Source organism: Synechococcus sp. H55.10, from assembly GCF_047502715.1.
Classification (GTDB): domain Bacteria; phylum Cyanobacteriota; class Cyanobacteriia; order Thermostichales; family Thermostichaceae; genus Thermostichus.
On record NZ_JANSJJ010000223.1, the window covers coordinates 1 to 21,725 of the forward strand.

The 21,725-nt window shown below is 59.9% G+C and carries 20 protein-coding genes and 1 pseudogene; 16 read left to right on the forward strand and 5 right to left on the reverse strand.

The annotated features are described in order from the left end of the window. From NW858_RS11805 to NW858_RS11815, 3 genes and pseudogenes are all read left to right on the forward strand, one after another. Positions 1–132, forward strand: a pseudogene (locus NW858_RS11805) (IS630 family transposase); the annotation flags it as partial. Positions 133–386: 254 nt separating this feature from the next. Next, the gene (locus NW858_RS11810; protein ID WP_414335685.1) at positions 387–632 is read left to right on the forward strand and encodes a GlsB/YeaQ/YmgE family stress response membrane protein; all 246 of its coding nucleotides are present in this window, start codon (positions 387–389) and stop codon (positions 630–632) included. 80 nt (positions 633–712) lie between these two features. Then, a complete protein-coding gene (locus tag NW858_RS11815; protein WP_414338866.1) occupies positions 713–1,315 on the forward strand; it encodes a hypothetical protein in 603 nt (200 codons plus the stop codon). A gap of 116 nt (positions 1,316–1,431) precedes the next feature. Here NW858_RS11815 and speA read toward each other — a convergent pair whose 3' ends face one another. Continuing rightward, complete coding sequence (gene speA, locus NW858_RS11820; protein WP_414335687.1) at positions 1,432–3,357, reverse strand: biosynthetic arginine decarboxylase; 1,926 nt, start codon at positions 3,355–3,357, stop codon at positions 1,432–1,434. A 458-nt stretch (positions 3,358–3,815) separates the two neighbouring features. Here speA and pstS point away from each other — a divergent pair, with 458 nt between their 5' ends. From pstS to NW858_RS11835, 3 genes are all read left to right on the forward strand, one after another. After that, positions 3,816–4,907 (forward strand): phosphate ABC transporter substrate-binding protein PstS, encoded by a 1,092-nt coding sequence (gene pstS / locus NW858_RS11825; protein WP_414520573.1) that lies wholly within the window; start codon positions 3,816–3,818, stop codon positions 4,905–4,907. A 249-nt stretch (positions 4,908–5,156) separates the two neighbouring features. Next, a complete protein-coding gene (dnaK, locus tag NW858_RS11830) occupies positions 5,157–7,043 on the forward strand; it encodes a molecular chaperone DnaK (RefSeq protein WP_414335690.1) in 1,887 nt (628 codons plus the stop codon). A 164-nt stretch (positions 7,044–7,207) separates the two neighbouring features. Beyond that, on the forward strand, positions 7,208–8,176 hold the full coding sequence (locus tag NW858_RS11835) for a DnaJ C-terminal domain-containing protein (RefSeq protein ID WP_414520574.1): 969 nt from the start codon (positions 7,208–7,210) through the stop codon (positions 8,174–8,176). Here the strand turns inward: NW858_RS11835 and NW858_RS11840 are convergent. Next, on the reverse strand, positions 8,173–8,982 hold the full coding sequence (locus NW858_RS11840; RefSeq protein WP_414338859.1) for an RNA methyltransferase: 810 nt from the start codon (positions 8,980–8,982) through the stop codon (positions 8,173–8,175). The genes NW858_RS11835 and NW858_RS11840 overlap by 4 nt on opposite strands. Before the next feature lie 71 nt (positions 8,983–9,053). Between NW858_RS11840 and NW858_RS11845 the strand changes: the two genes are divergently transcribed. The 6 genes from NW858_RS11845 to NW858_RS11870 all read left to right on the forward strand — a co-directional run bounded on the left by NW858_RS11845 (position 9,054) and on the right by NW858_RS11870 (position 15,531). Then, on the forward strand, positions 9,054–9,605 hold the full coding sequence (locus NW858_RS11845) for a hypothetical protein (protein WP_414334811.1): 552 nt from the start codon (positions 9,054–9,056) through the stop codon (positions 9,603–9,605). Positions 9,606–9,620: 15 nt separating this feature from the next. Then, positions 9,621–10,526, forward strand: coding sequence for a UDP-3-O-acyl-N-acetylglucosamine deacetylase (gene lpxC, locus NW858_RS11850; protein ID WP_414520575.1), 906 nt, complete (start codon positions 9,621–9,623; stop codon positions 10,524–10,526). Positions 10,527–10,656: 130 nt separating this feature from the next. Further along, positions 10,657–11,157 carry a 3-hydroxyacyl-ACP dehydratase FabZ gene (fabZ, locus tag NW858_RS11855; RefSeq protein ID WP_414334809.1) on the forward strand — a complete coding sequence of 167 codons (501 nt, stop codon included), beginning with the start codon at positions 10,657–10,659 and terminating at the stop codon, positions 11,155–11,157. A gap of 254 nt (positions 11,158–11,411) precedes the next feature. Continuing rightward, entirely contained in the window at positions 11,412–12,350 is a 939-nt protein-coding gene (lpxA, locus tag NW858_RS11860; RefSeq protein ID WP_414334808.1) for an acyl-ACP--UDP-N-acetylglucosamine O-acyltransferase, read from the forward strand. A 9-nt stretch (positions 12,351–12,359) separates the two neighbouring features. After that, entirely contained in the window at positions 12,360–13,532 is a 1,173-nt protein-coding gene (lpxB, locus tag NW858_RS11865) for a lipid-A-disaccharide synthase (protein WP_414334807.1), read from the forward strand. 184 nt (positions 13,533–13,716) lie between these two features. Continuing rightward, positions 13,717–15,531 (forward strand): response regulator, encoded by a 1,815-nt coding sequence (locus NW858_RS11870; RefSeq protein ID WP_414520576.1) that lies wholly within the window; start codon positions 13,717–13,719, stop codon positions 15,529–15,531. Here the strand turns inward: NW858_RS11870 and NW858_RS11875 are convergent. Beyond that, the gene (locus NW858_RS11875; RefSeq protein ID WP_414348135.1) at positions 15,521–15,982 is read right to left on the reverse strand and encodes a DUF4168 domain-containing protein; all 462 of its coding nucleotides are present in this window, start codon (positions 15,980–15,982) and stop codon (positions 15,521–15,523) included. The genes NW858_RS11870 and NW858_RS11875 overlap by 11 nt on opposite strands. A 782-nt stretch (positions 15,983–16,764) precedes the next feature. Between NW858_RS11875 and NW858_RS11880 the strand changes: the two genes are divergently transcribed. The 3 genes from NW858_RS11880 to NW858_RS11890 all read left to right on the forward strand — a co-directional run bounded on the left by NW858_RS11880 (position 16,765) and on the right by NW858_RS11890 (position 18,986). After that, positions 16,765–17,106, forward strand: coding sequence for a DUF3155 domain-containing protein (locus NW858_RS11880; RefSeq protein ID WP_414334804.1), 342 nt, complete (start codon positions 16,765–16,767; stop codon positions 17,104–17,106). A gap of 145 nt (positions 17,107–17,251) precedes the next feature. Next, positions 17,252–17,509, forward strand: a complete 258-nt coding sequence (locus NW858_RS11885; RefSeq protein WP_414334803.1) for a DUF3146 family protein — start codon at positions 17,252–17,254, stop codon at positions 17,507–17,509. Positions 17,510–17,651: 142 nt separating this feature from the next. After that, positions 17,652–18,986, forward strand: coding sequence for an AmpG family muropeptide MFS transporter (locus NW858_RS11890; protein WP_414334802.1), 1,335 nt, complete (start codon positions 17,652–17,654; stop codon positions 18,984–18,986). Positions 18,987–18,993: 7 nt separating this feature from the next. Here NW858_RS11890 and gap read toward each other — a convergent pair whose 3' ends face one another. Further along, positions 18,994–20,025 carry a type I glyceraldehyde-3-phosphate dehydrogenase gene (gene gap, locus NW858_RS11895; RefSeq protein ID WP_414520577.1) on the reverse strand — a complete coding sequence of 344 codons (1,032 nt, stop codon included), beginning with the start codon at positions 20,023–20,025 and terminating at the stop codon, positions 18,994–18,996. 183 nt (positions 20,026–20,208) lie between these two features. Here gap and surE point away from each other — a divergent pair, with 183 nt between their 5' ends. Continuing rightward, complete coding sequence (gene surE, locus NW858_RS11900; RefSeq protein ID WP_414334800.1) at positions 20,209–20,940, forward strand: 5'/3'-nucleotidase SurE; 732 nt, start codon at positions 20,209–20,211, stop codon at positions 20,938–20,940. On the opposite strand, the gene NW858_RS11905 is transcribed toward surE, so the two are convergent. After that, entirely contained in the window at positions 20,923–21,534 is a 612-nt protein-coding gene (locus NW858_RS11905; protein WP_414334799.1) for a DUF3318 domain-containing protein, read from the reverse strand. The genes surE and NW858_RS11905 overlap by 18 nt on opposite strands. Positions 21,535–21,725 lie beyond the last annotated feature (191 nt).

The window sequence follows — 21,725 nt, forward strand, 5'->3', positions numbered from 1 at the left end:
AAGCATTTTATTCGGCAGTTTTCCAGAGTTGGGAAGTATAGCCTGGAGCAGATAGTGCAGACTTCTTTACTACTGATCAATCCATCCTGCTTCCAGAGTTGGTTTGCTAAGTGTTGCTACTGTACCCCTTGATTCTTTAACAGGCTGTATGTATCTATATCTAGTGTCGGTGGCGCTCCTCTTCAGGTCTTCATTGCATACATCCAAAATCAACTTGGGGTTTTAGACCCAACTTTTTGGTGGTTATCTGTTCTCAGCAAAAGTTACCAATTTGTCAGGTGGCCGTCAAGTGTGCCGAGTGTACAGAAGGTTGGTTTTCAGAGCATTTATCTTTTAGCAACGAAGAGTAAGCTGTAGGTATAGCATACCTTGGAGAAGTAAGTTGTATGAACAGCACCCTTTGGTTTCTGTTGATCGGGGCGATTGCCGGTTGGCTGGCAGGGTACATCCGGCGTGGTTACGGATTTGGCTTGATCGGCAACATCATTGTCGGCGTCTGCGGGGCATTTGTCGGGGGATATCTCTTTGATTTGCTTGGCCTATCGGCTACGGGCTTGCTGGGAAGCTTGCTGATGGCTACTGTTGGGGCTTTGGTTCTGTTGGCCTTGATCAGCTTTATTCGTCGGGCTTGACCTTCAGGTGGCTCGCAAGCGCTCCCAAGAATCTGCGTTTTCCTTGGGATGCTGTGTTGAACATTTACCGGAGAGTTTCGATGAACATTCGTGTTGTTGCGGCGGCGATGATTGGCTGGGCAACCCCCACTTTGGGGTTGCTCGCCTTGCCCCCTGCTTCTGCTCAGCAACTGTTTGATGTAGGTGTGCGCCAATTGCAGCCGGGCACGATCATCCCCGTCCAGACCCTCGAGGGTGGAGAGCCCCAGTACTTCAGCCCCAATAGCACCCATCCCCTTACCTTGCGGGTAGCTCAGGACATCTACGGCGGCGACGGCCAGTTGGTGATCCCGGCAGGGAGCGAAGTGCGGGGTAGTTTGCGCCCGGTTCAGGGAGGAGCTCGGTTCTTCGGCACGGCCCTGGTTGCCAATGGACGCCTTTACTCGGTGCAGATGTCTTCTGACTTGATCCACGATGAGAAAGATCCCCGCCAATACTCCGCCGAAGCCATCGCCCAGGACGCAGCCATTGGTGCGGTGGGCGGTACGGTGCTGGGCCTGCTGACAGGGGGTGTCTCTGCTTTGGGGGTGATTGGCGGAGCCGGGGCCGGCGTGGCAGTGGGCAACATCACGGCTCCCCAGGTGGTGGTGTTGCGCCCCAGTCAGGTGATGAACTTGACCCTGAATAGCCCGCTGCGCCTGTAATGAGCCACGTCTAATCCCCTTCCCCCAACTCCCAGATCTCAAAAGCTTAAGGATCCCGGCCCAAAACCGGGATCCTTTTCTGTTTTGACCTGGGCTTTGGGGCCGTCTCTGACCGGCTAGCGGTGCAAGTAGGTGTAGGCCCGCAGGTTGTCTTCGAAGTGCTGCTGCAAAGCGCGGGCCTGATCCAGGCTAATCTGCCCCCGTTGCAGGGCGGCTTCGGTGGCGTGGTGCAGGGTTTCCACCAGATCTTCGCTGTTGTACTGCACCCAGCTCAGCACTTCGCCGATGGTGTCCCCCTTGATAACTTGGGTGACTTGGTAGCCGCCGGGACGGGTGCGGATGTGAACGGCGTTGGTGTCGCCAAACAGGTTGTGCAGATCCCCCAGGATCTCCTGGTAGGCGCCCCCCAGAAACACCCCCAGCAGGTAGGGCTGCCCATCGGGATCATGCAGCGGCAAGACCGAGGTGATCTGCCCGTCTTCGCCAAAGAAGCGGTTGATCTTGCCGTCGCTGTCGCAGGTCAGATCCGCCAAGGTGGCCCATTGGCGCGGCTCCTCGTCCAGACGGTGGATGGGCATGATGGGAAACACCTGGTCGATGGCCCAGCTATCCGGCAGGGATTGGAAGAGGGAGAAATTGCCGTAGTAGATGCTGGCCAGCATCTCGTCCAGATCTAGAAGATCTACGGCCACCGGCTGCCCCGCCTGGTGCTGCTCGTAGGCCAGTGTGCAGATCTTGTCGGAGCAGTTCCAGAACATCCGCTCCACCTCGGCCCGCTCCTGCAAGCTGAGGGATCCCTCGGTAAATTGGCGCAGGGCGGCTTCTTTGAGCTCCTGGCAGCGGCGATAGTCGGCCACCAGGGTCTCCGGCTGGATCTGGTAGTAAAGCTGGTTCAGCTTCTGGATCACCTCGGCATCGGACGTGAGCTGGGTGGGCATGGGGTAGGGGCTGGCGGCGTTGACATCCTGGACGTCAAAGACCAGCACCGACTGGTGGGACATCAGGGCCCGCCCGCTTTCGGTCACCAGCACCGGCGGCTGGATCCCGTGCGGCTGCAGGGCACTCAGCACCGTCTGCACCACGGTGGCGGCGTAATCCTCCAAGCTGTAGCTCTGGGAGAAATGGCTGGTGGACTGGGATCCGTCGTAATCAACCCCCAAGCCGCCGCCGATATCCAGATAGCCCATCGGCGCCCCCAGTTTGACCAGCTCGATGTAGATCTGGCTGGCCTCCCGCACGGCCCGCCCATGCACGCTCACCATCGAGATCTGCGAGCCAATGTGGTAGTGCAACAGACGCAGACAGTGCAGCTTGCCGGCCTCCCGCAGCCGTTCCACCACCTGCAACATCTCCGTGGCCGTGAGGCCGAACTTGGCCCGATCCCCAGCCGAGGTGCCCCAACGCCCGATCCCTTGGGCTGAGAGCTTGGCCCGCACCCCCAAGATGGGATCAATGCCCAGGTGCTCGGCAGCCTGCAGCACCAGCTCCAGCTCCTGCAGCCGCTCCAGGACGATGATGGGGGTGCGCCCCAGCCGCTGGGCCAAGAGAGCCGTTTCCATAAAATCGCGGTCTTTGTAGCCGTTGCAGATCAACAGAGCCCCAGGTGTATCCAGCAGAGCCAGGGCAATCAACAGCTCCGGCTTGGAGCCTGCCTCCAGCCCAAAGTGGTAGGCGCGACCGTGCTTGACCACCTCTTCCACCAGGTGGCGCTGCTGGTTCACCTTGACCGGGTAAACCCCCCGATAGACGTTGGGGTAGCCAAAGCGCTCGATGGCCTGCTGAAAGCTCTCGCAAATCCGCCGCATGCGGTCGGCCACGATCTCGGGAAAGCGAATCAACAAAGGCAACTGCAAACCCCGCGCCACCAGATCCATCACCAGGTGGTACAGGTCGATGCCAGGTTCCTGCTGCTGTAGGCCCTGTGGGGTTACCTCCACATGACCGGCGGCGTTGATACGGAAGTAGGGATCCCCCCAACCGGAGATGCGATAGAGCTTTTCGCTGTCTCGCAGTGTCCAGGGAGAACGAGTCAAAGTCGGCATAGTAGTCCCCCAGATACCGAGATGTAAACAGCGCAGGATTTCTGCACAGAATCCACAATATATTGCTCTATTCCAAGATATGTCAAGATTTTTCCAAGGCAGGGGGGATCCGGCCCGAAACCGGCTAAGCCTTGCCAGATAAGGCTTTGGCCTGGGGATCCCTCTGCAGTTGCTGCAGAACTCAACTCTTTCATTCTCTTTCTTTCGCTGTTTTTCTTTGTTTTTCTCGAGCAAGCTCTGTTTTCCGTCTTGAGACAAAGACAGAGTTGGGATCCCCGTTTTTGCCGAAGCGCGCAGCGAACCCTGCGGGGATCGGCGACCAGTTGGTGAAGAGAAGAAGCCGACTTTTGCGGGAAGTTGCCCCCTCTGGTGCTTGCCAGAGCTAAAGATGGCAGCCCTTGACAGAGCTCCGTGGGCAAGACTAAGGATCGGGGCGGAGAGCTTGGAGCGCCTCAGCCATGGTTCAACTGCCCCGCTGCCGCCGTCGAGAAATGCTGCTGTCGTTGCTGGCTGCTGCCGGCCTAAGCGCCTGCCAACAGGGATCCCGTTCTGGCCAAGCCGGCGATGCTGTCCCCGTCGCCGACAGCCAGTCTTCCGGGGAGATTGTGTTGATCAACGGGGCTGGGGCTACCTTCCCGGCCCCTCTGTATTTGCGCTGGTTTTCCGACTACCGCCAGGTGGATCCCAAAGTGGAAATCAACTTCCAGCCGGTGGGCAGTGCCACCGGGATCCGCCAATTTATCGACCAGACGGTGGACTTTGCCGCCAGCGACGTGGCCATGACCGATGCCGAGATTGCCGAGGTGAAGCGGGGCGTGGTCATGATCCCGATGACAGCAGGCAGCATTGCCGTCGGCTACAACCTGCCCGGGATCCGCTCCGGCCTCAAGCTATCCCGCTCCGTCTTGGTGCAGATCTTCCGCGGCCAGATTACCCAGTGGCGGGATCCGCAGATTTTGGCCCTCAACCCCGATTTGGAGCTCCCCGACCTGCCCATCGCCGTCTGCTACCGCTCCGACGGCAGCGGCACCACCGACACCTTTACCCGCCACCTGGCCGCCATCGACCCCGCTTGGGCCGCCGAGATTGGTGTCGGCATGTCCCTGGAGTGGCCGGTGGGCATTGGGGTCAAGGGCAACGAAGGCATGAGCGCCCAGATGCTCTACAGCGAAGGGGTGATCGGCTATGTGGAATCGGTCTACGCCCGCGACCTGGATCTATCGGTGGCGGCCCTGGAAAACCGCCGCGGCGAGTTTGTCCTCCCCACCCCCGCAGCCTCGGCCCTGGCCCTGAGCGAAATCGAGCTGCCTGAGAACCTGCGGGCCTTTGAGCCGGATCCGTCCGGCGTGGGGGCTTATCCCATCGTCACCTACACCTGGATCCTGGCCTACCGCCAGTACCGGGATCCCGCTATTGCCACTGCCCTGCGGGCGGTGCTGCGCTGGGCCCTCAGCGAAGGACAGGCTCTGGCCGAAGCAATGGGCTACCTGCCCCTGGCCGAAACCGTTGTGGCCCGCAGCCTGGAAGCCCTGCAGCTTATCCAGAGCTAGCCGCCCTTGCCCCAACCGGCCCTGGAAGCAAGGCCCCGGCAGGTACGGAGATCCGTAACTGCTCTGCCTTCCAGTTGCCAGAAATGGGCGGCATTCTCGCCCTGACCGCAATGCCCTGCTGGTTAGGATCGGCCTAGGAAACAGCTAAATACCTGCTGAATTTTCACGGATTGGCTGCCCAAGCTACTTCATACAGCCTGGCGGCGGTAGCCGAGGTAACGTCTTGAACAAAAGGAGAACAAGGAGCCGATGGGAAAAGTTGTAGGAATTGACTTGGGCACAACCAACTCGGTTGTCGCCGTAATGGAAGGGGGTGTCCCCACCGTCATCGCCAATGCCGAGGGCACTCGCACCACGCCCTCGGTGGTTGCCTTCACCAAAGATGGAGAGCGCCTGGTAGGGCAGATGGCCCGCCGCCAGGCGGTGCTCAACCCCGAAAACACCTTTTATTCGGTCAAGCGGTTCATCGGGCGCAAGTACGATGAGCTGAATGCCGATTCCAAGCGGGTCTCTTACCAGGTGCGGCGGGATGAACGGGGCAATGTCAAGTTGTATGCACCCCGCTTGAACAAGGAATTTGCCCCCGAAGAGATCTCGGCCATGGTGTTGCGCAAGCTGGTGGATGATGCCAGCCGCTACCTGGGCCAACCGGTTACCCAAGCCGTCATTACTGTACCTGCTTACTTCAACGACTCGCAGCGGCAGGCCACCAAAGATGCCGGGAAGATCGCCGGCTTGGAAGTGCTGCGCATCATCAACGAGCCGACGGCGGCTTCTCTGGCCTATGGCTTGGACAAGCGCAACAACGAGACCATCCTCGTCTTCGACCTGGGCGGCGGCACCTTCGACGTGTCCATCCTGGAGGTGGGCGATGGGGTCTTCGAGGTGAAATCCACCAGTGGCGACACGCAGTTGGGAGGCGACGACTTCGACAAGAAGATCGTGGACTGGATGGCTGAGCAGTTCAAGCAAATGGAAGGGATCGACCTGCGGCAAGACCGGCAGGCCCTGCAGCGGCTGACGGAAGCTGCCGAAAAAGCCAAGATCGAGCTGTCCAGTGTCTCCGAGACCACCATCAACCTGCCCTTCATCACTGCCACTGCCGATGGTCCAAAGCACCTGGAGCTGAAGCTCTCCCGCGCCCAGTTTGAACACCTCTGCGCCGACCTGCTGGAGCGCTGCAAAGGGCCAGTGGAGCAGGCCCTGCGGGATGCCAAGCTCACCAAGGCCGACATCAACGAAGTGGTATTGGTGGGCGGCTCCACCCGCATTCCAGCGGTGCAGCGGCTGGTGAAGGAGCTGCTGGGCAAAGAGCCCAACCAGAGCGTCAACCCCGACGAGGTGGTGGCCGTGGGCGCTGCCATCCAGGCCGGTGTGCTGGCGGGCGAAGTTAAAGATGTGCTGCTGCTGGATGTCACCCCCTTGTCTTTGGGGGTGGAAACCCTGGGCGGCGTGGCCACCAAGCTGATCCCGCGCAACACCACCGTGCCCACCCGCAAGTCGGAGATCTTCTCCACCGCCGAAGATGGGCAGACCTCGGTGGAAATCCACGTGGTGCAAGGGGAGCGGGAGCTGGCCCGCGACAACAAGTCCCTGGGCCGCTTCAAGCTGGACGGGATCCCGCCGGCTCCCCGCGGTGTGCCGCAGATCGAGGTGACCTTCGACATCGACGCCAACGGCATCCTCAAGGTGACGGCCAGAGATAAGGGCAGCGGCAAGGAGCAGAGCATCTCCATCACCGGCGCCTCCACGCTGGATAGCAAAGAGGTGGAGCGGATGATTGCCGAAGCCGAGAAATACGCTGCCGAAGACCGCGCCCGCCGCGAGAAAATCGAGCGCCGCAACAAGGCCGACTCGCTGGCCTACCAGGCCGAGCGGCAGTTGAAGGAGCTGGGCGACAAGATCTCCTCCAGCAAGCGCAGCCAAATCGAGACCTTGGTGCGGGAGCTGCGGGACGCCATTCAACGGGAGGACGACAGCGCCATCCAGAGCAAAGAGCGGGAGCTGCAGGAGGCCCTCTACGCCATGAGCAGCGAGCTCTATCAACAGCCCGGCGCCGCTTCCAGCTCCACCTCTGGGACGACCTCTGGCGGCAGCGACGACGTCATCGACGCCGACTTCACCGAGACCAAGTGACGGCAGTGGGATCCCTCTGGGGCTCCTTATCCACAGCACCGATAATGAGGAAGGACGGGATAGGCGATGGCGTCTAGCCCGCCTTCTTCTCTTTTCGTCAACGGGTCGGAAGCCAACTGCTTGGTTTTTTGCCCATTCTCAGCAATTTGCCTGCGGACGCCTCCATGCAAAACTTCAAGGACTACTACAAGATTCTGGGGGTCAGCAAGACGGCCACCGCCGACGAGATCAAGCAGGCCTATCGGCGCTTGGCCCGGAAATATCACCCGGATGTTAACCCGAACAACAAAGCTGCCGAAGAGAAGTTTAAGGAGATCAACGAAGCCTACGAAGTTCTCTCGGATCCCGGCAAACGCAGGCAATACGACCAATTTGGCCAATATTATCAGCAGGGTGGGTTCCGTTCCCGGCGGGAGACCTATAGCCAGCCCTACGGCAGCCCTTTTGCCGATGCCCCCTTCAACGAAGACTTTGGATTTGGTGGGGGGGGTGTCGATTTCAGCCAATTTGACGATTTTCAAGATTTTATCGATCAACTGCTGGGCCGAGTGCGCAGCCAAAGCACAAACCGCAGCAGCGGCTTTTCCGGATCCAGCGACAACGCCAATTACGATGCTGAGGCCACCATTCAGCTCACCATCCCTGAAGCTTTCGAGGGGGGTAAGCGCCGCCTGCGGGTGGGCGGGGATCGCGTGCTCGAGGTCAACATCCCAGCAGGGATTACGCCAGGGAAGCGGATTCGCCTGCGCGGCCAAGGCCACCCCAACCCCAACGGCGGCGCCGGCGATCTGTACCTCAAGATCGAGCTGAAAGACCATCCCTTCTATCGCCTGGAGGGATTCGATGTTTACTGTGATCTGCCCATCAGTCCCAGCGAAGCGGTTTTGGGTGCCCAGGTGGAGGTGCCCACCCTGGATGGAGTGGTGAAGCTGCGGATCCCGCCTGGCATGCAGCCGGGGCGAAAGTTGCGGCTGGCGGAAAGGGGCTTCCCCAAGGGCAACAGAGAACGGGGGGATTTTTACGTGGTGGTGCAGATCCATTTGCCCACCCGTCTCTCTGATGAGGAACGGGAACTTTACGAAAAGCTGCAGCGGGTTCAATCCTACGATCCTCGGGCCGCCCTTAAGCTCTAGCAGTCGAGTGGGATCCCGGTGAAATCTGGCCGCGTCGGCGGGACGGGATTTGTCTGACCCTGGCTCCATTGCAGTTGCCGTAGGATGCCGCGCAACAAGGCCACCTCGGCCACGGTCAAGCCGGCCCGCTGGAACAGGGCGCGAAATTTGAGCATTTTGCGGCGGGCGGTGTGGGGGTGTAGGTAGCCGATCTGCAGCAACAGCGCTTCCAAATGTCCAAAAAAGCCTTCCAGCAGCTCGAAGGGAACGAGCCTTTGGGAGAGGGGCACAGAAGGGGCGGGGGGAGGGTTCTGGCAGATGAGGGTGCGCAGCTCGTAGCAACACATGCCCACCGCCTGGGCCAGATTTAAAGACGGGTAAACCGGATCGGTGGGGATCTGGATCTGGCGATGGCAGAGGGCCAGCTCCTCGTTGCTCAAGCCGCGATCTTCGGGGCCAAACACAAGGGCAGCAGGGCCGGCAGCCAGCAAGGCGGGGAAGGCTTGGCGAGGGGACTGGATTTGCCATTCGGGGGGGTAGGCTTGGCTGCGCCCTGTTGTCCCGAAAACTTGCACACACCCCTGCAGGGCTTCAGCCAAGGTTTGCACCGTCTGGGCTTGATGGAGCAGGTCTGCCGCATGCACGGCCATGGTGATCGCTTCCCTATCGAGGGGATCGCATTGGGGATCCACCAACACCCATTGCCGCAGGCCCATGTTTTTCATTACACGGGCAATGGCGCCGAGGTTGCGCGGCCCAGCCGGCTGCACCAACACGATGCGCACCTGCGCCAATTGCTCTTGAGCCCAGTGGGACGATGTCGGCATTGCTCAGAAGGAATCGCAGATAGGGATCCCCTAAAGTAGAGGAGTTAGATCTTGTCATAAAGATTGTGCCGATGGGATCCGCCTACCGCTGTTGGCTGAGCTTGATTTGTCTGGTGTTGGTGGGATGCTGCTGGGGATCCCCGGCGTTGGCTGCCCATTCGTTGCTCTCCACGGCAGCAGAGCCGGCGCAGGTGGCTCCATCCTCTCAGTCTCTGGTAGAAGCGCGACAACGGCTGGAAGCAATTGCCGCGGCGATGCGCTCGATCCGCCTGTGTAGCCGTCCTAACTGCCGTTACCGCGATATCTCGGTAGAAGTGCGGCCTGTGGCAGGAGCCGAGTCGCCAGAGTACGAGGGTCGCATCGACGCCACCCTCGACCGCCCCTCCGGCAGCTTGGACAGGGCCCACTACCGGCTGCGGTTTCGGGAGGGACGCTGGCAGTTGCTGGGCGGCGAAGAGGTTTCTGATGTTTCTTCCTTTTTCTTTGAGGGAGATACCTACGAGGTGTTCAGCAGCTACGGTAGTCGCAAAGCCAAATTGGCGGATGCCAGCAGCAGCCTGCGGGTGGGCTACCGGGAGCTGTACTACCGCGTTTTCGACCAGGGCCAAGAGCGTCTGCCATAGGAGTGGGGAGCAGTTATGAGAGACCAACAGCACACCTTGGCCAGCTCCATTGCCCTGGAAGGGGTGGGCCTGCACACCGGTCTGCCCGTGCGCTGTAGCCTGCATCCGGCCCCTGCCGGCAGCGGTCGGGTCTTTGTGCGGGTGGATCAACCGGGATCCCCTGAGATCCCGGCCCGCTTGGGATCCCTGGCTCCTGCCCCTCTCTGCACCTTGCTGCAGCAGGGATTTGCTCAGGTGCAGACGGTGGAGCACCTCTTGGCCGCCCTCTACATCTTGGGCATCGACAACTGCCGCATCGAAGTGGCGGGGCCGGAGCTGCCGCTCTTGGACGGCTCTGCCTTACCTTTTGTGCAGGCCATCGCCCAGGCCGGGATCCTGGCCCAAGACCAGCCGGCACAACAGGGGGTGATCCGGGAGCCGGTTACCGTCTGGGCAGGGGAAGCCTTTGTCAGCGCCTTGCCCAACCCCGTCACTCGCTTTACCTATGGCATCGATTTTGCCGATTGCCCCATTGGCCAACAGTGGCTGAGCTGGCGGGAGAACAGGGCGGATTTTGTCCAGTCCATCGCGCCGGCCCGCACCTTTGCCCGCCAACAGGACGTAGAGCGGGCCCGCCAACAGGGGCTGATCCAGGGGGGCAGCCTGGAAAATGCTATCGTTTGCAGCCAAACCGAGTGGTTGGGGCCGTTGCGCTTCCCAGATGAGCCGGTGCGCCATAAGCTGATAGATTTACTAGGAGATCTCAGCTTGTTGGGCTGCCGCTTGCAGGGGCACATTGTGGCCTACAAGGCGGGCCACGCCCTGCACCACCGTTTGGCTGAGCAGTTGCTCCAGAGTGGATCCCTGCAGGTGGAGCCAGCTCAAGAGCAACCAAGGGATCCCCTTTGCCTGGGTGGGGTGGAATCTCGCTCTTCGTTTTGAGAGGGAGCCCGGCTTCTGGGATGGGTGAAAAGTTCATGGGCCTGCTGCAATTTCTCTGTACGGCCTTGCTTCTGCTTCAAGGCTCTCCCATGCGGGTTTTAAGGTTTGTCTTCCGGTTCTGTGGGTTACCATGTCTTCTGATGTCTCTCCTCCTCCTCTCCTCTCGGCTGAAGCAGCTGCTCAGTTGGCAACCGCTCCCCCCGTCTTCACAACGGAGCAAATCCTAGAGATCCTGCCCCACCGCTATCCTTTTTTGCTCGTGGATCGCGTGGTGGAGTACCAACCTGGGCAACGGGCGGTGGGCCTGAAGAACGTCACCTTCAACGAGCCCTTTTTCCAGGGGCATTTCCCCAACCGACCGATCATGCCCGGCGTTCTCATCGTCGAGGCCATGGCGCAGCTGGGGGGGATCGTGTTGACCAAGTTGCCCGATGTGGCCGGGCGCTTGGCCCTCTTTGCCGGCATCGATGGCGTTCGCTTTCGCCGTCCGGTGTTGCCGGGGGATCAACTGCTGCTTTCTGCCGATTTGCTCACCATCCGGCAAAAACGCATCGGCAAAATGTTTTGCCGCGCTCAGGTAGGAGGGCAACTGGTAACCGAAGGGGAGCTGATGTTCTCCTTGGTGGATTGATCACAGCGGCCAGCCGAGGAAGGCTCTGGGCGCGGCTGTCAAAGGACTCCGTCCCGCTAGCGCGAACGGCGCAGCGGCGACTTGTCGCCAGGAGACCCTGCTAAAGTGTTGAGATAGGGAGATGGCTCATTCCCGTCCAGATCGGGTAAACATGTTGCTGCGCAAGGTTGAGGTGGCAGTGTCTGATCTCCCCCGAACCTCAATCATCATTCGCAGGGTTGGGAGCGTAACCACAGTTGCTGGCTAGGTTGGACATGAGTTCGTTGGCTTCAGCGGGATCCACTCCCAACGTTTCTGCAAGTGCGCCGCACCGCTCACGCATCCACCCCACGGCGGTGATCCATCCGAAAGCTGAGTTGCACGAGACGGTTCAGGTTGGCCCCTATGCAGTTATTGGCGAACATGTGCGCATTGGTGCCAACACGGTGGTGGGGGCCCACGTGGTGATCGATGGCTGGACAGACATTGGCGAGGACAACCAGATTTTTCCGGGAGCGGTGCTGGGCACGGAGCCGCAGGATCTGAAGTACAGCGGCGCGCCCTCTCAGGTGGTGATCGGCAGAGGCAACCGCATCCGCGAGTTCGTCACCATCAACCGGGCCACCAATGAGGGGGAGGCCACCCTGATCGGCGACAACAACCTGCTGATGGCCTACGCCCATGTTGCCCACAACTGCGTCATCGAAAATCAGGTGGTGATTACCAATGCTGTTTCCTTGGCCGGCCACATCCACATCGAGTCGCAAGCCCGCATCGGCGGTATGGTTGGGATCCACCAGTTCACCCGCATCGGGCGCCTGGCCATGGTGGGGGCAATGAGCCGGGTGGACCGCGACGTGCCGCCTTACCTGTTGGTGGAAGGGCATCCGGCCCGCATTCGCGGCCTCAACTTGGTGGGGTTGCGGCGAGCCAAAGGGATGGAGGGATCCCTGCCGGCCTTGCGGCAAGCCTATCGGCTGCTATACCGTTCTGGTTTGCCCCTAGAAAAAGCGCTGCAAACCCTGCGCAGCAGCCTCCGCAGCGAGGGGGGGTGCTGCATCTGTTCCCTGCAGGGCAAAGAATGGGTGGATGAGACGGGATCTTTACAACACCTGCTGCAATTTTTGGAAGATTCCCTTTCCCAACCCCAACGGCGTGGACCCCTGCCGGCCCTACGCGGGAGAGGGGAAGAGTTGCCAGAGCTGGGTGATTAAGGATCGCAGGTGAGCCATCTGTTTGTGTGCACAGGCGAGGTCTCAGGGGATCTGCAGGCCGGCCATCTCATTCGCGAGCTGCTGCGCCAACGCCCGCACCTACGCATCACAGCGGTCGGGGGAGAGGAGATGGCTGCTGCCGGAGCCCGGCTGCTGCACCGCACCACCGAGATCAGCTCCATCGGCATCCTGGAAGCTCTCCCCTTCGTCGGCCCTGCCCTCTGGACAGAGTGGAAAATTCGCCGCTTTTTGGCCCAAGACCCGCCGGATGTGGCTGTGCTGGTGGACTACATCGGCGTCAACAGCCGCATTGCCCCTCTGCTGCAGCGGCGGCAGATCCCCGCCGTGTACTACATTGCCCCCCAGGAATGGGTCTGGTCGCCCAACAGCCGCCTTACCTACCAACTGGCCCAGCAGATGCGGCTGATGCTGGCGATTTTCCCTGAGGAAGCCCGCTACTACGCCGCGGCAGGAGCCCACGTGCAGTATGTGGGCCATCCCCTGTTGGATATTCTGGCCGCTGTACCCAGCCGTGCTCAAGCCAGAGCCCAGTTGGGGATCCCGGCCGAAGCCACGGTGGTGGTGGTGGTGCCGGCTTCGCGGCGGCAAGAGCTGCGCTCGGTTTTGCCTGTTCTGCTCCAGGCAGCTCAGTTGTTGCAAGCTCACCTGCCCCAGGCGCAGTTTTGGGTGCCCTTGGCCTCGCCCCGTTTTGCCGCCCCGATTGCCCGGGCTGCCCGCCGTCTTGGGCTCAACCTCACCCTTTTGGATCCCCAAGCCCTGCCCTTCTTCTCGCCCCACAAAGCCCATCACCTTGCTTTGGCAGCGGCTGACTTGGTGCTGGCCAAGTCCGGCACGGTGAACTTGGAGACGGCCATCTTGGGGATCCCACAGGTGGTGATCTACCGCCTCAACCCGCTCACCTTTTGGCTGGCCCGCCACTGGCTGAAGGTGTCGGTGCCCTTTATGTCTCCCCCCAACTTGGTGCTGATGCGCCCCATTGTGCCGGAATTGTTACAGGAGCAGGCCCAGCCGGAGCAGATCGCCCAACTGGCGCTGGAGCTGCTGACCCGGAAGCAAGCCCAACTGCAAGCCGACTATGCCGCGATGCGGGCGGCCCTGGGAGAACCCGGCGTTCTCGCCCGCGCCGCCAAGGCCATCCTAGAGGTGTTGGATGGCAAGTAACTCCGGCAACTCAGCACTGGGGAACGGCCAGGGCTGCTGTTGGAGCTCTTTAACAGGCCTATCCCAGGGATCGCTTGCCCTGGCGGTTTTGATGGACTAGGCTGAAGTCGGGGTAGGGATCGGTTTGTGCGCAAAAAGCCCAAGTGCTTCGCAGGCCAGCGGCCAACTTTGTGGAGTGAATGTTGTGCAGTCCCCAGTTGTTCTCAATTCCGAACGCCCATTGCCAAATGTTTCGCCGACGGTACTGTTGGCGGACGACGACCCATTCATACGAAAGTACTTGGCTCTTTTGTTGAGCCATGAGGGCTATTGGGTGGCGGAGGCCGAAGACGGTGAGCAAGCCTTGCAGCTTTTTGCTCAAACTCAACCCCAGATAGCTCTCCTGGATGCCCTCATGCCCGGCCTGGATGGGTTCGAGTGTTGCCGCCAACTACGGGCTTTGGATGCGGATCTGCCCTGCTTGATGATCACCTCACTCGAGGATCAAGATTCCATCGACAAAGCCTTTGCTGCCGGAGCCAGCGACTACGTGACCAAACCCGTTCACTGGCCGGTGATGCGTCAGCGCATCCGCTACCTGCTCAAAGGCCGTCAGACACTGGTAAACCTGCGCCAACAGGCGGCCCGCGAACAAGCTCTGAACCGGGTTGTGCGGGCCATTCGCGCTGCTTTGCAGTTGGATCAGATCTTTGCTGTGGCCACCCGTGAGATTTGTCATCTGCTGGAGGCGGATCGGGTGAGCATCAGCATCTATCGGCCTCAGCAACAGCATTGGCGCATCATCTCCGAGTACTCCACTCAGCCGAATCACTATTTGGGCTGTCTCATTCCCGATGCCGAAAGCCCCATTGCCCAACAGTTGAAGCAAGGGAAGGTAGTGTTGCTGGAAGCAGCCGACCAGGCTGAAGGTTGGGCCTACATTGCTTCCATGGCCAAAGCCTATCCCGGCAGTTGGCTGTTGGTACCCCTCTACGGCGGCGAAAGCCCCGCATTTGGCCCGGCCCACCTCACCCTGTGGGGCAGCTTGTGTCTGCAACTGAAAACAACGCGCCCCGGCTGGTTAGCCAGCAGTCAGGATCTGATCTTGGCCTTGGCCGATCACCTCTCCATCGCCATTCAGCAGGCGGAACTGTTCCAACAGATCCAGGAGCTCAACCGCACCCTGGAAGAAAAGGTACAAGCCCGCACTGCCCAACTGGATCGGCAGGTGCAGGAATTGCAGCGGCTGGATCACCTAAAAAATGATTTCCTCAGCACAGTGTCCCACGAGCTGCGCACCCCTCTTGCCAACATGAAAATGGCCATCCGCCTGCTCAGCGCTGTCCTGCTGCCTGACCAGTGTGCTGCCAAATCCCCGGATCCGGCCAAGATCTCTCAGTACTTGAAAGTGTTGGACAACGAATGTGAGCGGGAGATCAAACTGGTCGAGGATCTGCTGGAACTGCAGCGGTTGGAGGTGCTCAAAGGACTCCGTCCTGCTAACGCGAACGGCTCACAGCAGCCCTGCTGGTTGGCGTTGCAAAAGTGGTTGCCCCCAATTGCGGAGCCCTTCGCTCAAGATGCCTACCGCCGCCATCAGCACTTCAGCCTTGGGATCCCTCCCGAACTGCCCGCCATTTCTACCCTGCCGGAGGTGCTCAAGTCGGTGCTGGCCGAATTGCTGAGCAATGCTTGTAAATTTACCCCTGCCGAGCACCAGATCAGCCTACAGGTCACCAACCATTCCGATCACCTAGAAATCCAGGTCCTCAACACCGGCGTCACCATTCCCCCAGAAGAACAAAAGCGAGTCTTTGAGAAGTTCTATCGGGTGCCCAGCGCAGATCCCTGGCGACAAGGGGGGACGGGGCTGGGGCTGGCCCTTGTGCAACAGCAGGTGCACCTGCTGCAAGGAAGCATTCACCTCAGCAGCGAGGCAAATCGCACCTACTTTACCTTGCGGCTGCCTCTGGTTCTCTCTGCGCCTGACCAAGACAAGCCGGCTCAGCCTAGGGTGTAGGTGTTGGGGTGGCCGGCTTGGATTCTTGCAAAACTTCTTGCAAGCGCACGCGAACCCGCTGGTTGAGGATAGGATTTTCGTTCGCCAAGGTCATCAATTCGCGGTATTGCAGCACCGTCAGCCCTTGCTGCTCGACAATGCGGCTGGCTTGGGTTTCCGTGCGCTGCATAATTTGCTCATATTCCTCTTCGTTCTGGGTTTCCCGCAGTTGGGCGCTGGCTTCTCGAATCAGGGGATCCAACTCCAACAAAATCCGCACCAACTGTTCCACCTGAGCATCGGTGACTTGCTCTGGGGTCAGAGTCGGAGATGCCAGAGGGCTGGGAGTTGCGGGGGTCTCAGTCGGAGAAGCAGTCGCAGCAGGACTGGGCAGCGGGGTTGCTCCCTGTGCCCAAACCGGCAGGGATCCCAAGCTGAGTCCCAGACCCACCAGCAATGCGAATTTCATCATGCCCAAAACTCCCTAGACCTAGACGAGGTTTACCCGAGCCTTTGAGGTGCAGCTAAAGCTAGGCTAGCAAGATGCCTGTGTTCCGTCTGATCGCTTCAGCGCAGTCCTGGAAACCCAGCAAACTCATCAAGCTTCTTTGCCGGTCACTTGGATCGGGATCCAATCCCTACGGTACCAGAACCTCTCACCCCTTGGCTGGGCACTCAGGACAGACCCGCGAGAGGGCCATATGGATCTGCTGTGGATCTCTTGTAGAAACAAGAAGTTAGCTGTACAGTCTTAGTACACTGCCCGAGAGCAGACCCTTCCTCTTCTCGGTCGAGCAGTTCCAAACTGGCAAAGTCGGCAACTGACTCAGCACTTCAACCCAAAAGAGGTTGATTTGAAACTGAGTTTAGGTATATATTCTGTTGAGCACCGTTTCTGCTAATGTTAAGCTGGAGCTCAGATTTGATGAGAGTCTCCTGCGTTGGCAGCTGATTTTCTCTACAGTTGCCAGAGGCAGTGGATTCGCTTCAAGATTGAGCCTAGCAACCACTCAACTTGTCAGCTCTCTTCGCAGGCAGTTTTTGGGGATTTTCACTCAGAGGACGCTTCCCCACGGGAGTTTGGGGATGGTGTTCGAGTTGCCCTCCCGCCGAGCAAAAGGAAGTTGCTGGTTTATGGTTTATTGTTCTTGTAAAGAAGAATAACAAAAATGGGTAAAAGTTATTGATTTTCTTAAGCAGTGCTGATATATTCCCTTTGCGGTTGTTCGGTCATCCCTCTACAGGAGGCTTACATTGGTTAGGAGAAGAAAGCGTAAGAGCCGCCGTCGTCTGGAAGGGCGCAAGATTTTAGATCATATCCCTCAATTTAATTTGGACAGTGGTGAGGAGAAGTCTGTAACTGCTGCTCGCAGATATATTCAGGAAAATTCTATTCAGCCGCCTGCGCTGATTTTGGTACGGCGCAATGAGCATACGATTGATCGGTTTTTTTGGGCGGAGAAGGGGTTATTTGGTGCGCAATATGTCGAGGAGAACCACTTCCTTTTTCCCAGCCTGCGGGCTTTGCTAGCGGAAGTTGCGGCTGAGAAGCCGGAGAAAAAATCCTCGAAGGCTCTTGCAACTGCCGCCCGCTAGTTGCTGGCTGCTTTTCCCCACAGCAGGCAGTTGGGAGACTTTGAATGGCGTGGAGCTCCGGATGCCTCATGGCCCAAGTTCGACCTGCTGGTGGCAGCGGGAGGGTCACGCGCTACCCTACAAGGGATCCCGTCGGAGATGCCGGATGAGCCGACTGCCTCAAACCACTGCCCATGTGCAGATTACCCGCCGCTCTTGGCAGGAGGGTGCCATCGAAGGGGAAGTCAACGCCAACGGTTGGGTTTGGCGCTTCTGCTGGTGCTTTCGGGCCGGGGAGCTGAAGGTGGAACCTTCTGTGGGGCGGGCTTTGATTTGTGAGCCCTTGAGCCGTTTTCTGGAAAAATCGGACTATCTGCTGGAACCCGGCAGCAACTACTCGTTTGTGATTCGCAGTAGCCTGTAGGTTTTCCCGAGAAGGACTCCCTCCTGCTACGGCAACGGGAGGGAGCTTCTGCCCAGCAGCAGCGATCGCCGCCGGCCAGGGCACCTGCTAGAGTAACCGGCAATTCAGGGATCCCTGAGAAGAAATGGGAGGGCTGGCCAGGATGGAGGTGGAGACAAGCGTCCTGAGGCGGATGTTGGGTATCTACGGCAGCCCCAAGATGGGCACTTTGCTGCTGCTGGGGTTTTCGTCGGGTTTGCCGCTGCTGTTGATCAACTCCACCCTCAATGCCTGGCTGACCCAAGCGGGCTTGACCACCATTGCCATCGGCTTGTTTAACCTGCTCAATTTGCCCTACTCGTTCAAGTTTCTCTGGTCGCCTATTCTGGATCGGTTTCTGTTGCCGGCACCGGGATCCCTGCGGGGCAGTCGGCGGCGGGGGTGGATGGCCCTGACCCAGGTGCTGTTGCTGCTCAGCATCGGGCTGCTGGGTTTTCAAGATCCCACCCAAACCTGGCTAGAAACCTTGGGCTGGGAGGAGCTGGCTCAGACTTGGCCGGGCATCACGGTTTTCACCCGCCCGATCTTTCTGGTGGGGTTCCTGGTGGCTTTTTTGAGCGCCTCTCAGGACATCGCGGTGGACGCCTACCGCACCGACATTTTGGCAGAGCGGGAGATGGGGGCAGGGGTAGCCATTTTCGTATTTGGCTATCGCATCGCGCTGCTGGTCAGCAGTGGTGTGAGTTTGATCTTGGCGGACTACTTGCCCTGGTGGCAGGTGTACGGGATCATGGCGCTGCTGATGTCGATTGGGGTGGTTACCTCATTTTTGGCCCCCGAGCCGGAAAACAGTGCCCTCAAACCTACCTCGCTGCGGGCGGCCATTATCGAGCCGTTTCAATCTTTTTGGCGGCACCGCTTGGCCTGGGCGATCCTGCTGTTCGTGGTCTGCTTCAAGTTGCCGGATAGCTTGGCGGGGCAAATGACCCCCACGTTTTTGTTGCAGACGGGGTTCAGCACCAGCGATCTGGGCATCATCCGCAGTTGGATAGGCTTGTTGGCCACCTTGGTGGGGGCTTTTGTGGGGGGAGAGTGGGTCAGCCGCGCCGGCACCTACCGCTGTCTGTTCATCTTCGCGGCCCTGCAGGGGATCGGCAATTTGGGCCTGGGAGCCATTGGGTTGGTGGGGCAAAACTATCCGCTGCTGGTGGGGGCAACCCTTTTCGACAACATGGCCGGGGGCATGGGCACGGCTGCTTTCCTGGCTTTTTTGATGAGCCTCTGCGATCGGCAATTCAGCGCCACCCAGTACGCTCTGCTCACCAGCGTGTTTGCCGTGGGAGGAACCTTGGCCGGGGCCATGTCGGGCTATTTGGCGGCTGCGGTCAATTGGCCGCTGTTCTATTTGATTACAGCGATGACAGCCGCTCCGGCGATGGTGCTCTTGCTGTGGCTCGGCCCACCTGAGGAGTTAGGGATGGACGTAACAAACCACTGATGGCCGCCTACAGCGCAGCCCCGATTTTGGCGGCCAGGTCCACCAGCCGCGCGGCATAGCCGTACTCGTTGTCGTACCAGGAGAGCACCTTCACCGTGCGATCTCCCAGGGTCAGGGTGGATTCCAAGTCCACAATCGAGGAGTGAGGATCCCCAACGATATCCGCCGATACGATCTGCGGTGGGGCAATGGCCAGGATGCCGCGCATCGGGCCTTCTGCCGCCTCGACAAACGCTTGATTGACTGCTTCTTTGGTGATGGGCTGCTCGGTGCGCACCACAAAGTCCACGATCGAGCCGGTCAGGGTGGGCACCCGCAGCGCCAGCCCGTCCATCTTTCCTCTCAGGGCAGGCAAAACCTCGGCAACTGCCGTGGCCGCCCCGGTTGTGGAAGGCACAATCGACACCGCCGCCGAGCGGCCCCGCCGGTAGTCCTTGGGATCCGGGCGATCCACGATGGCCTGGGTGGCGGTATAGGCGTGGCAGGTGGTGAGAAAGCCTGTCTCGATGCCAAAGCGATCCAGCAAGACCTTAGCCAACGGCGCCAGACAGTTGGTGGTACAGGAGGCGTTGGAGACGATGTGGTGCCGCTGCGGGTCGTACTGGTCGTCGTTGACCCCCATCACCACCGTCAGGTCGGGGCCTTTGGCGGGAGCAGAGATGATCACTTTTTTGGCGCCGGCCTCCAGGTGTTTGGCGGCCCCATCTCGTTTGGTGAATAAGCCGGTGGATTCCACCACCAGGTCAACCCCCAGATCCTTCCAAGGCAGTTGGGCCGGATCCCGTTCTGCCAAAACCCGGACTTTGTGGCTGCCGATTTGCAAGTGGCCATCCACGGCGTTGACGGTCTGGGGCAGGCGCCCATAGGCCGAGTCGAACTGAAGCAGATAGGCCAGGTTTTCCGGCTCGGTCAGATCGTTGACGGCTACCACCTCCAGCTCCCGGTCGGGGGACGGAGTCCTTTCCGGCTGAGACAGCAGCACCCGCAAGAAAGCCCGCCCAATGCGACCAAATCCGTTGATGGCTACCCGTGTGGTCATCGCAGTCCTCCGGTGTCAGTTCCTTATGATGGGTTGATGGATGCGGCAAGGGGAAGGCTGACCCCCAAAGATAGGGTAAAAGAAGAACGGGATCCCTGCTGCTTTTGCACCCCAGATCTCCAGATTTGCGCTAGAGACTTGCGATTAGATTAACCCAAGAAGTTGCCGGCAGAGGAAATCCGGATGAAGGTATTGCTGACCAACGATGACGGCATCGAGGCGGCGGGGCTGGCCCAGCTCAAGCTGGCCCTCGGCTCCCTTGTTGCAGAAGAACACTGTTGGATTGTGGCCCCCCACCAGGAGCTTTCCGGCTGCAGCCACCAGGTGACGACGCGACGACCGTTTCGGGCCTCTGCCCGCGGCGAGCGCACCTTTGCCGTTGAGGGATCCCCTGCCGACTGTGTGCGGGTGGCCCTATTCAAACTGGCTCCATCCGTAGATTGGGTGCTTTCCGGCATTAACGAGGGGGGAAACCTGGGAACGGATGTGTACTTGTCCGGCACGGTGGCAGCGGTGCGGGAAGCGGCGCTGCGTGGGATCCCGGGGATCGCCATTTCCCAATACCGAGCAGGGGGCAAACCCATCGACTGGGAACAGGCGCGGCGCTGGACCTGTGCCATTTTGGCGGAGCTGATGGAACAACCCCTGCCCAGCGGAGCGTTTTGGAATGTCAACTTGCCCCACCTGCCACCTGGATCCCCTCTGCCGGAGCGGGTTTACTGTCCCCTCTGTACCCAACCTCTGCCCCTCGATTACGCCGTGGAGGCAGAAGACAATGGGGTAGAGTCATTGTGGTTTCGCTATCAGGGCCGCTATGCGGATCGCGCCCGCGATCCCCAAGCCGATACCGACATCTGCTTCTCCGGTCGGGTGGCCATCACTCAAGTGCAACTGGTCTCAGGAGTTTCCGCCTGAGGGGGCAAGGTTGCGGGCAATGGTTCTCAGCCGTTGTAGCCGCAGCGCCGTCAGGATATCGCTGGGATCCAACTTGAGAACCTGTTCCAGAGCATCCGCCAGGTGTTGAGCCGCCTCTTGGCGGCTGTAGCCGCGAAACTGGGCGCGGCGCAGGGCAAATTCATCGGCATCGAAATGGGCGCTCTCCCGGTTCAGGTTTTGCCAGATCTGCTGAATCGAGAGGGCTGTGATGCCACCCGCCAAGAGAGCGGAAAAAGGGTGCTGCAAAGAGAGCTCCGCCACAGTGGTGATGCCCCCCAGCAAAGCCAGCGACTGGTAAAATCCCGGCTGCAGCCAGTTGCGATTGCCCAGCCAACCCACCTCGCGCAGAAACAACAGATCCCGCTGGGGACGTGGGATCTGTTGCCAACGGCGAAAATCGATGGCGATCGTGCCCTGGGGCTGCCAAGGGGCCTTGCGGCGGGAGACCAGCAGGGCTTCACCCCCGAAGTTGGGCACGACGCTGACCAAGGGTCGGAAGGAGGCGGGAAGCAGATCCCGCAGTCGTTCGGTCTCTTCCTTTTCAAAGGGTTTGAAGTCTGGGCGGCTGGTCATGGCCTCACCTGCTGGGAGCACTGGGGTGGAGAGCCCGCCTGAAACCCGGGCCCTGCTGCGGCCCCAAACACCACAGCCCTGTGCAGAACCGGTGCGCAGCTAGTTTACCTTATCTCCGGGCCGACCGTGAACGCTCTGCAGCCTGATCCAGGTTGCGTAGACTGGGAAGGAAAGACTATCTTCCTTCATCC

Coding starts and splice junctions, on each gene's coding strand:
- pstS (WP_414520573.1), top strand. CDS start 3,816: ATGGTTCAACTGCCCCGCTGCCGCCGTCGAGAAATGCTGCTGTCGTTG.
- NW858_RS11810 (WP_414335685.1), top strand. CDS start 387: ATGAACAGCACCCTTTGGTTTCTGTTGATCGGGGCGATTGCCGGTTGG.
- surE (WP_414334800.1), top strand. CDS start 20,209: ATGAAGGTATTGCTGACCAACGATGACGGCATCGAGGCGGCGGGGCTG.
- NW858_RS11835 (WP_414520574.1), top strand. CDS start 7,208: ATGCAAAACTTCAAGGACTACTACAAGATTCTGGGGGTCAGCAAGACG.
- NW858_RS11905 (WP_414334799.1), bottom strand. CDS start 21,534: ATGACCAGCCGCCCAGACTTCAAACCCTTTGAAAAGGAAGAGACCGAA.
- NW858_RS11875 (WP_414348135.1), bottom strand. CDS start 15,982: ATGATGAAATTCGCATTGCTGGTGGGTCTGGGACTCAGCTTGGGATCC.
- NW858_RS11890 (WP_414334802.1), top strand. CDS start 17,652: ATGGAGGTGGAGACAAGCGTCCTGAGGCGGATGTTGGGTATCTACGGC.
- dnaK (WP_414335690.1), top strand. CDS start 5,157: ATGGGAAAAGTTGTAGGAATTGACTTGGGCACAACCAACTCGGTTGTC.
- NW858_RS11815 (WP_414338866.1), top strand. CDS start 713: ATGAACATTCGTGTTGTTGCGGCGGCGATGATTGGCTGGGCAACCCCC.
- NW858_RS11885 (WP_414334803.1), top strand. CDS start 17,252: ATGAGCCGACTGCCTCAAACCACTGCCCATGTGCAGATTACCCGCCGC.
- speA (WP_414335687.1), bottom strand. CDS start 3,357: ATGCCGACTTTGACTCGTTCTCCCTGGACACTGCGAGACAGCGAAAAG.
- lpxA (WP_414334808.1), top strand. CDS start 11,412: ATGAGTTCGTTGGCTTCAGCGGGATCCACTCCCAACGTTTCTGCAAGT.
- lpxC (WP_414520575.1), top strand. CDS start 9,621: ATGAGAGACCAACAGCACACCTTGGCCAGCTCCATTGCCCTGGAAGGG.
- fabZ (WP_414334809.1), top strand. CDS start 10,657: ATGTCTTCTGATGTCTCTCCTCCTCCTCTCCTCTCGGCTGAAGCAGCT.
- NW858_RS11845 (WP_414334811.1), top strand. CDS start 9,054: ATGGGATCCGCCTACCGCTGTTGGCTGAGCTTGATTTGTCTGGTGTTG.
- NW858_RS11840 (WP_414338859.1), bottom strand. CDS start 8,982: ATGCCGACATCGTCCCACTGGGCTCAAGAGCAATTGGCGCAGGTGCGC.
- gap (WP_414520577.1), bottom strand. CDS start 20,025: ATGACCACACGGGTAGCCATCAACGGATTTGGTCGCATTGGGCGGGCT.